The organism is Amycolatopsis sp. WQ 127309 (genome assembly GCF_023023025.1).
Taxonomy (GTDB): Bacteria; Actinomycetota; Actinomycetes; order Mycobacteriales; family Pseudonocardiaceae; genus Amycolatopsis.
The window spans coordinates 9,684,857-9,695,142 of the sequence record NZ_CP095481.1; the positions used below are offsets into that span (position 1 = coordinate 9,684,857).

Consider the following 10,286-nt stretch of genomic DNA (forward strand, 5'->3'; position numbering starts at 1 on the left):
GCGTTCATGCCGGTGTCGCCGGCCCACAGGCCCCAAGCCAGGGACACCGCACCGGGACGGCGAGCGGCCAAGGCGTCGAGGAACGCGTTGGCGGCGGCGTAGTTAGCCTGGCCAGCGGCGCCGAGCACGCCCGCGACCGAGGAGAACACCGCGAACAACGCCAGGTCGGCGTCGCGGGTCAGCTCGTCCAGGTGCACGGCGGCGTCGATCTTGGGCGCGAAGACCCGGTCCAGGCGCTCGTCGTCCAGGGACGCGAGCACGCCGTCGTCGAGGACCCCGGCGGCGTGGACGACGCCGGTGAGCGGGAGGCCGTCCAGCAGGGTCCGGACCTGCTCGCGGTCACTCGTGTCGCACGCCACGACGTCGACGCGCGCACCGCGTTCCCGCAGCTCACGGGCGGTCTCGGTGTCGCCGCCACGGCGTGCCGCGAGGACGAGGTGGCGCACACCGTGCTCGGCCACCAGGTGCCGCGCGACGAGTGAGCCGAGCATGCCCGTCCCGCCAGTGATGAGGACCGTGCCCGCCGGGTCGAGGGCGCGCGGCAGCGTCAGGACGTTCTTGCCGATGTGCTTGCCCTGCGCCATCGTCCGGAACACCTCGGGCGCGCGGCGGATGTCCCACGTCGTGAGCGGGATCGGCCGCAGCTCGCCGGTCCCGAACAGGTCCAGGACCTCGCGCAGCAGCTCGCCGATCCGCTCCGGGCCCGCTTCCGGCAGGTCGAACGCCTGATAGCGGTCGACGTCCGTGCGAATGTCGGTCTTGCCCATCTCCAGGAAGCGGCCACCTTCGGCCAGCAACCCCAGTGACGCGTCGACGAACTCCCCTGCCAGGGAATTCAGCACAACGTCGACTTCACCGAACTGCTCCGCGAACTCCAGGGTCCGCGAATTCGCGATGTGGTCGTCCGGAATCCCCATCTCCCGCAGGACGTACTGCTTGCCCGGGCTCGCCGTCGCGTAGACCTCGGCGCCGAGGTGCCGGGCGACCTGGACCGCGGCCATCCCGACGCCGCCGGCCGCGGCGTGCACCAGCACGCGCTCGCCGGGCCGCACTCCGGCGAGGTCGACGAGGCCGTACCAGGCGGTCATGAACACGACCGGGACCGACGCGGCCCGCTCGAACGACCAGCCCGCCGGCACCGGCGCCAGGGTGCGGACGTCCGCCACGACCTGCGGGGCGAAGCTGCCCGGCACCATGCCGAGGACACGGTCGCCGACGGCCGGGCCAGTCACGCCCGGGCCGACCTCGGTGACCACGCCGGCGCACTCGCCGCCCATCCCGGCGGCGCCGACGTCGACGCCGAGCCCGGACAGGACGTCGCGGAAGTTCACCCCGGCCGCGCGCACGTCGACCCGCACCTGCCCGGCGGCCAGCGGTTCCACTGTCGACGGTTCGAGGGTCAGGCCGTCGAAGGTGCCGCCCGCGGCCCGCAGCACCCACGGGCCGTCCTCCGGCAGCACGAGGTCGTCGTCGGTGGCCCGGGCCAGCCGCGGCACCCAGCCCCGGCCGTCGCGGACCGCGCACTGGTCCTCACCCGACGCGGCCAAGGCCGCGAGCAGGCCGTCCGGAATGTCGCCGTCCACGAGCAGCAGGCGGCCGGGGTTCTCGGTCTGGGCGCTGCGCACCAGTCCCCAGACGGCCGCCGCGACCGGGTCCGGCGGGCCGCCGAGGTCCACCGCGCCGGACGTCACGACGACGAGCCGCGAGCCGGTCCACGTCGGATCACCGAGGAAGCTTTGCAGGGTGCGCAGAACCCGGCCGGTGACGTCCCGTACCCGCCGTGGTTCGTCGCTGCCTGCACCGGCGTCGGCACGCAGGACGATCCACTCGGGACGCGTGGTCAGGCGGCCGAGATTGCCGGTCACCGTCTCGGTCGCGACGGGCGTGCCGGGTTCCGCGGTCAAGGGCGTCCACCGGAGCCGGAAGAGTGAGTCGTCGACCGGGCGGGCGAGCCGGTCGCGCGGCACCGGCCGGGTCGTCAGGGACCCGACGGACAGCACCGGGTCGCCGGTACCGTCGGCGAGGTCGACGGCCAGGCCGCCGTCGACCGGGCGCAACCGGGCCCGGAGGGTGGTCGCGCCGGTGGCGTGCACCACGACGTCGGTCCAGGCGAACGGCAGCGCCACCTCGTCGCCCGCGTCCAGGATGGTCGGGTGCAGGGCGGCGTCGAACAGCGCCGGGTGGATCGCGAACCCCGCGGTTTCCAGGCCCTCGGGCAGCGTCACCTCGGCGAAGAGTTCGTCACCGCGCCGCCAAGCCGCCGTCACGCCGCGGAACGCCGGGCCGTAGGTGTAGTCGCGGCCCGCGAGGGTGTCGTAGAACCCGGACGTGTCGACGGGCTCGGCGCCACCGGGCGGCCACTCCCCCAGGCCGGTCGCGGCCGGTTCCCCGGCGACCAGGAAGCCCGCGGCGTGCCGGGTCCACTGTGCACCGTCCACTCGGGAGTAGACGCCGACCGGGCGACGGCCCGATTCGTCGGCGCCGACGACGACCTGCACGCGCACCGGCTCGTCGTCCAGGCGCAGCGGGGCCTCGACGACCAGCTCGCGCACCACCGGCGTGCCCACGCGGTCGCCGCCCTGCACCGCCAGCTCGACGAGCGCCGTGCCGGGGACCACGACCGTGCCGGCCACCTCGTGGTCGGCCAGCCACGGGTGCGTCTCGCGGGCGATCCGCCCGGTCAGGACGACCCCGCCGGACGCGGCGTCGGGCACCGCCGCGCCGAGCAGCGGGTGGGCGACCGGCAGGACGCCGGTGTCGGCGGTGCCGGTCTTGAGCCAGTAGTGGCGGTTCTGGAACGCCGTGGTCGGCACCGGCACGACCGGGAGCCCGGCCGGGAACAGCGCGCTCCAGTCCACCGGGACGCCGTGGGCGAACAGCGTGGCCAACGCGGTCAGGGCGGTGCCGGACTCGGGCCGGTCCCGCCGGGTCAGCGCGACGGCGACCGGCGCGTCGTCGATCTCACGCACGGCCGGGGTGAGGGCCGCGTCCGGCCCGACTTCGAGGACCGCCGCGACCGAGAGGTCCAGGACGGTCCGGACGGCGTCGGCGAACCGCACCGGGCGCCGCACCTGCTCGACCCAGTAGTCCGCCGAACCCAGCTCCGCCCCCGCGGCCCGTCCGGACACAGTGGACACGACGGGCAGCGTGGGCTCGCGGTAGTCGACGCGGCGCGCCACCTCGGCGTACCCGGCGAGCATCGGGTCCAGCAGTCCGGAGTGGAACGCGTGGCTCACCGTCAGCGGGGTGGTCTTGAACGCCAGGCCTGCCGCGGCCGCGTGCACCGCCTCGGCGTCGCCGGAGAGCACCACCGACCGCAGCCCGTTGACCGCCGCCAGCCACACGCCGTCGCCGAGCACCGGCTCGACTTCTGCTTCGGACGCCGCCACCGCCACCATCGCCCCACCCGGCGGCAGCTCCTGCATCAACCGACCCCGCGCGGCCACCAGCATCGCCGCGTCTCCGAGGGAGAACACGCCCGCCACGTACGCCGCGGTGATCTCCCCCAGTGAATGCCCCGCGACCACGCGCGGGCGCACGCCGAACGACTCCAGCAACCGGACCATCGCGACCTCGACCGCGAACAACCCCGCCTGCGTATAGCGAGTCTCGTGCACGAGATCCGACGCGATCGCCGCACGCAACGGCCGGTCCAGGTGCCGGTCGAACTCCGCGCACACCTCGTCGAACGCCGTCGCGAACACCGGGAACTCCGCCGCCAGCTCGAAGCCCATCCCGACCCGCTGCGCGCCCTGACCGGTGAACAGCAGGGCGACGCCGTCACGGGACGGGTCGACGACGCCCTGGACCGCGCCCTTCCGCAGCAGGTCCGCGGCCTCGTGGGCAGTCCCGGCCAGTGCCACGGTGCGGTGTTCCCACAACGCCCGTGACCGCAGGAGCGACCACGCGGGCGCGACGAGGGTGTCGTGGCTCTCGAGGAAACCGGCCACCCGCTCGGTCTGCTCGGCGAGGCCGCGGGCCGAACGCGCCGACACGACCACGGGCAGGACACCCGGATCGGCGATCGGTACCGGCCTAGGTGCCGGTGGGGCTTCCTCCAGCACCAGGTGCGCGTTGGTCCCGCTCACCCCGAACGACGACACCCCGGCCCGGCGCGGCCGGTCCCCGCGGGGCCACTCCTCGGCCGCGGTCAGCAGCCGGACCGCCCCGGCGCTCCAGTCGATCTGGGTGGACGGGTGCGCGGCGTGCAGTGTCGGCGGCAGGACGCCGTGGCGCAGGGCCAGGACCATCTTGACGACCCCGGCGACGCCCGCCGCGGCCTGCGCGTGCCCGATGTTGGACTTCAGCGACCCCAGCCACAACGGCGTTTCGCGGTCCTGACCGTAGGCCGCTTGGAGGGCGTGGACCTCGATCGGGTCGCCGAGTGTGGTGCCCGTGCCGTGCGCCTCGACGACGTCCACTTCGGACGGTCGCACCCCGGCGTTGGCCAGTGCCTGGCGGATCACCGCCTGCTGCGCGGGTCCGTTCGGGGCGGTCAGGCCGTTCGACGCGCCGTCCTGGTTGACCGCGCTGCCCTTGACGACGGCCAGGATTTCCCGGCCGTCGCGCACGGCGTCCGAGAGGCGCTGGAGCACCAGGACCCCGACGCCCTCACCCCAGCCCGTGCCGTCGGCTCCGTCCGAAAAGGACTTGCACCGGCCGTCCGCCGCGAGCCCGCCCTGGCGGGCGAACTCGGTGAACGCCGCCGGGGTCGCCATCACCGTCGCGCCCCCGGCGAGCGCCATCGTGCACTCCCCGGACCGCAGCGACTGCGCCGCGAGGTGCATCGCCACCAGCGACGACGAACACGCCGTGTCCACGGTGACGGCCGGGCCGCGCACCCCGAGCACGTACGAAACGCGACCCGAGATGATGCTCGCCGACGACCCCGTCATGGCGAACCCGGCGGCTTCGTCGGCGAAACCCTGGCCCTGCATCCCGTAACCGAGGGCGGAGGCGCCGAAGAACACGCCGACGTCCTGCCCGCGCAACGACGTCGGGGCGATCCCGCCGCGTTCCAGCGCTTCCCACGACGTCTGGAGCAGGAGCCGCTGCTGCGGGTCCATCGCCGCGGCTTCGCGGGGCGAGATGCCGAAGAACGCGGGATCGAAGCGGCCCGCGTCGTGCAGGAACCCGCCGAAGCGGGCGACGCCGTCGAGGCCGGTGGTGTCCCAGCCGCGATCGGCGGGGAACGGCGAGATCGTGTCGACCCCGCCGGAAACGACCTCCCACAGGGCTTCCGGACCGTCCACTCCGCCCGGCAGCCGCAGCCCGACGCCGACGACCACCACCGGGTCGCCGGTGACGACGGCGGCCACGGGAGCGACCGGCGCGAGGGTGCCGGCGAGGTACTCGGCGAGCGCCTGCGGGTCGGGGTGGTCGAAGACCACAGTGGACGGCAGGGCCGCCCCGGTGAGGTCCGCGAGCTTGTTGCGGAGTTCGAGCGCGGTGAGGGAGTCGAACCCCGCGTCGCGGAAGGCCTGCGTGGCGGTGACGCCGTCGCCACCGCCGAGGACGACGGCGGCTTCGGCGCGGACGAGACTGGTGAGCTGCGCGACGCGGTCGGCGGGCCCGGCCGCGGCCAGGCGGCTCAGCAGGCCGTTCCCGGCGGTGGCGGCGGGCCGCCGGATCGGCCCGGTGAGTTCGGTGAGCAACGGCGGGACGCCGTGGTCGCGCGCCCGGTCCCGCAGGACCGGCAGGTCGAGGACCATCGGCACGAGGGCCGGCCGGGCCGACGTCAGCGCGGTGCGGAGGAGGGCGAGGCCCCGCGCGGGGTCGAGGGCGCCGAAGCCGGCGCGGGCCATCCGCTGGGCGTCGGCGGCCCGGGAGATCCGCCCGTCGCCGGCCCAGAGGCCCCAGGCCAGGGCGACGGCGGCCTCGCCGGCGGCGCGGCGCCGCGCGGCGAGACCCTCGAGGAAAGCGTTTGCGGCCGCGTAGTTGCCCTGCCCGGCGCCGCCGAGCACCCCGGCGGCGGAGGAGAACAGCACGAACGCGGCGAGGCCGGCGTCGCGCGTGAGGTCGTCGAGGTGGACGGCGGAGTCGGCCTTGGGGCGCAGGACGGTGTCGAGGCGCGCGGGGTCGAGCGTGCCGAGGAGGCCGTCGTCGATCACCCCGGCCGTGTGCACGACGGCGGTGAGCGGCGCCCCGTCCGGCACCCGGGCGAGCAGGTCGCGCACCTGGTCGCGGTCGGCGGTGTCGCAGGCGACGACGTCGACCCGCGCACCGGCGGCTTCGAGACGGCCGACCAGGTCGGCGGCGCCGTCGGCCGCGGGCCCGCGGCGGGAGGCGAGCAGGAGACCGCGCACGCCCAGCTCCCGCACGAGGAACTCCGCGACGGCGGAGCCGAGCATGCCGGTGCCGCCGGTGACGAGGACCGTGCCGGCCGGGTCGAGCGGGCGCGCGCCGGGATCCGGGGCGGCGGTCTCGCGGACGAGCCGGGGCACCCGGACCTCGCCGTCGGCGACGCGGCACTCGTCCTCGCCGGCGGACACCAGTGTCGCGGCCAGGGCGGCCAGGTCGGTTTCGCCGGTGACGTCCGCCAGGAGGACGCGGCCCGGGTGCTCGGTCCGGGCGGTGCGGACGAGCCCTCCGACCGCCGTCGCGACGGGGTCGGCGGCGTCGCGGGTCACGACCAGCAACCGGCTGTCCTGCCAGGCCGGGTCCGCGAGGAAGGCCTGCAGTGTCGCCAGCACCCCGGCGAGGACCTCGCGCACCCGGGCGGTCTCCTCGCCCGTCCCCGGGGCGACCCGCAGGACCACAGTGGACGGTTTCTCGACGGCCTCGGCGAGGCCGGCCGCACCGTCGATGACCAGGGCCTCGCCGTATCCACCGGGAGCGACGTCGGGCAGGGGCCGCCACTCGACCGCGAACAGTGCGTCCCCGGCGCCGTCGTGCGCGAGGGGCACCGTCCCGGTCGTCACCGATTCCGCCGACAGGATCGGCGCCCCGGCCGTGTCCTGCAGGGTCAGCGCCCAGCCGCCGGGGACCGGGGTCAGCCGGGCCCGGGCGACCCCCGCGTTGCCCGCGCTCAGCGTCACCCCGGCCCAGGCCGAAGGTCGCTCCCCCGTCATCGCCAGCGCCGCGGTGAGCAGCGCCGGGTGGATCGCGAACGTCGCGGGATCCACTTCGGACGGCAGTTCGACCTCGGCGTAGATCTCCTCGCCGCGGCGCAGCAGGCCGTCGGCGGTTCGCGTCGCTCCCGGCGGCGGCCAGGCGAAGGACGGCGGCACCGGGGCCGCGGTCGTCAGGGTCCCGGTCGCGCAGCGCACCCACGCACCGCCGTCGGCGAGACGCGCGTGGACCTCGACCCGGCGCGCACCGGACTCCGCCGGACCGGCCACGACCTGCACCCGCACCGGTGTCCCCGGGATGAGGGCGAGCCGTCGTTCGGCCGTCAGCTCGCGCACGACCGGCGCACCCACCCGGTCACCGGCCTGGATCGCCAGCTCCAGCCAGGCTTCCGCGCCCGCTTCCGGCAGCACGTCGGACGACAGCCGGCCGGTGAGGGTCACCGCGCCGGTCGCCGGGTCCTCCACCGCCGCGCCGAGCACCGGGTGCGCCACCGCGTCGAGGCCGAGACCGGCCGCGTCGGCCACCGCGCTGCCGGGCGTCAGCCAGAACCGGTCCGGGCGGAACACCGTGGTCGGCAGCGACACGCGGGCGGGCGCCGCGGGCAGCAGCGCGTCCCACGCCACGTCGGCGCCGCAGGCGAACGCCGCCGCCAGCGCGGCGCGGAAGACGTCCGGCTCGGGACGTCCGCGGCGGCCCAGCGGCACCGTCGCGGGCGCGCCGTCGGGGACCATCGCCGTCAGCGCGGCGTCCGGGCCGACCTCGAGCAGCACGGCCGGTGTGGTCGCCAGCACCGTCGTCACGGCGTCCGCGAACCGCACCGGACGCCGGACCTGGTCGACCCAGTACTGCGCCGTGCGGATCTCGGGGTCGGCCACCGCACCGGACACAGTGGACACCAGCGGGACGGACGGCTCGCGGTAGGTCACGCGCGCGGCCACCGCGGCGAAGGGCGCCAGCACGGGCTCGACCAGCCCGGAGTGGAACGCCTGCGAGACGGTCAGCCGCTTCGTCCGGTACGGCAGCCGCTCCACCGCGGCCTCGATCGCCTCGGCGGTCCCCGACAGCACCACGGACTCCGGCCCGTTGACCGCCGCCAACCACACGCCGTCCCCGAGCACCGGCTCGACGTCTGCTTCGGACGCCGCCACCGCCACCATCGCCCCACCCGGCGGCAGCTCCTGCATCAACCGACCCCGGGCCGCCACCAGCATCGCCGCGTCTTCGAGGGAGAACACACCCGCCACGTACGCCGCGGTGATCTCCCCCAGTGAATGCCCCGCGACCACGCGCGGGCGCACGCCGAACGACTCCAGCAACCGGACCATCGCGACCTCGACCGCGAACAACCCCGCCTGCGTATACACCGTCTCGTGCACCGCGTCCGACGCGATCGCCTCGCGCAGCGGCCGGTCCAGATGACGATCCAGCTCCGCGCACACCTCGTCGAAGGCCGTCGCGAACACCGGGAACTCCGCGGCCAGCTCCGCGCCCATCCCGGGCCGCTGGGCACCCTGCCCGGTGAAGAGGAACGCCACGCCGTCGTCGTCCGGTGCCGGTCCGCGGCTGGTCACCTCGCGCAGCCGCGCGACCGCCTGCTCGGGGTCCTCGGCCCACACGACCGCCCGGTGCTCCCACAGCGCTCGCGACCGCACCAGCGCCGCCGCCACCGCACCGAGATCCGCGGCCGGGTCCAGGGCCCCGGCCAGCCGCGCGGCCTGGTCGGTCAGGCCCGCCGCCGACCGCGCGGACACCACCAGCGGCACGACCCCGGTCGACGTGCCGGGCGGCGGCTCCTCCTCGGCGGCCTGCTCGACGATGACGTGCGCGTTGGTCCCGGACACCCCGAACGACGACACCCCGGCCCGGCGCGGCCGGCCGGTCTCCGGCCACGGGCGCGCCTCGGTCAGCAGCCGCACCGCGCCGCCGGCCCAGTCGACGCGGGACGACGGTTCCGTCACGTGCAGGGTGCGCGGCAGCACGCCGTGCCGCATCGCGAGGATCATCTTGACGACCCCGGACACGCCGGCCGCGGCCTGCGTGTGCCCGACGTTCGACTTCAGCGAGCCGAGCCACAACGGCGTTTCCCGGCCCTGACCGTAGGTCGCCAGCAGCGCCTGGACCTCGATCGGATCGCCCAGGGTCGTCCCGGTGCCGTGGCCTTCGACGGCGTCCACATCGGACGGTGCCAGGCCCGCGCCGGCCAGGGCCTGGCGGATGACCTCCTGCTGGGCCGGGCCGTTCGGGGCGGTGAGCCCGTTGGACGCGCCGTCGGCGTTGACCGCGCTGCCGCGCAGCACCGCCAGCACCTCACGGCCTTCGCGGCGCGCGTCGGAAAGCCGTTGCAGGGCCAGGACCCCGACGCCTTCGCCCCAGCCCGTGCCGTCGGCGGTGTCCGAATAGGACTTGCACCGGCCGTCCGCGGACAGCCCGCGCTGGCGCGAGAACTCGACGAAGATGCTCGGCGTCTCCATCACGGTGGCGCCGCCCGCCAGCGCCACCGAGCACTCGCCGGACCGCAGCGACTGCGCCGCCAGGTGCAGGGCCACCAGCGACGATGAGCACGCCGTGTCCAGCGTCACCGCGGGACCGCGCAGGCCGAGCACGTAGGCGACCCGGCCGGACAGAACGCTCGACGACGAGCCGGTCAGCGCGTACCCGGCCGCGTCGCCGGTCGATTCCCGCAACTGGGCGCCGTAACCCTGGGCGGCCGCGCCGAAGAACACGCCGGTCCGGCTGCCCCGCAGCGACGTCGGCGCGATGCCCGCGCGTTCGAGGGCCTCCCACGACGTCTGCAGCAGCAGCCGCTGCTGCGGGTCCATGGAAAGCGCTTCACGCGGCGAGATCCCGAAGAACGCCGGGTCGAACCGCGTCGCGTCGGCCAGGAACCCGCCGGAGCGGGTGTAGGACTTGCCGGGGACGTCCGGATCGGGGTCGTAGACGGCCTCGACGTCCCAGCCGCGGTCGGCCGGGAACCCCGAGACGGCGTCGACCTCGTCCGTGAGCAGGCGCCACAGCGCTTCCGGGCTCGTGACGCCGCCCGGCAGCCGGACGCCGATGCCGACCACCGCGATGGGCTCGGCCTTCGCGGCCCGCAGCTCGTCCAGCTCGGCGCGGGCCTGGCGCAGCTCGGCCACGGTCCGCTTGAAGTAGTCGAGAACCTTGTCGTCAACGTCCACGGGTCACACTCGGGTTTCCGTCTCGGGGGCCGGCCGGGG

The 10,286-nt window shown here is 75.6% G+C and carries 1 protein-coding gene (cut by a window edge); it reads right to left on the reverse strand.

Annotated features, from left to right (window positions below; all coding sequences use genetic code 11):
* A protein-coding gene (locus MUY22_RS42735; protein WP_247053096.1) for a type I polyketide synthase crosses the window boundary here: on the reverse strand, positions 1–10,247 show its beginning. Its footprint begins 25,441 nt before the window's first position; the window shows 10,247 of its 35,688 coding nt (coding positions 1–10,247); its start codon is at positions 10,245–10,247; its stop codon lies off the left edge, out of view.
* Positions 10,248–10,286: the final 39 nt, after the last annotated feature.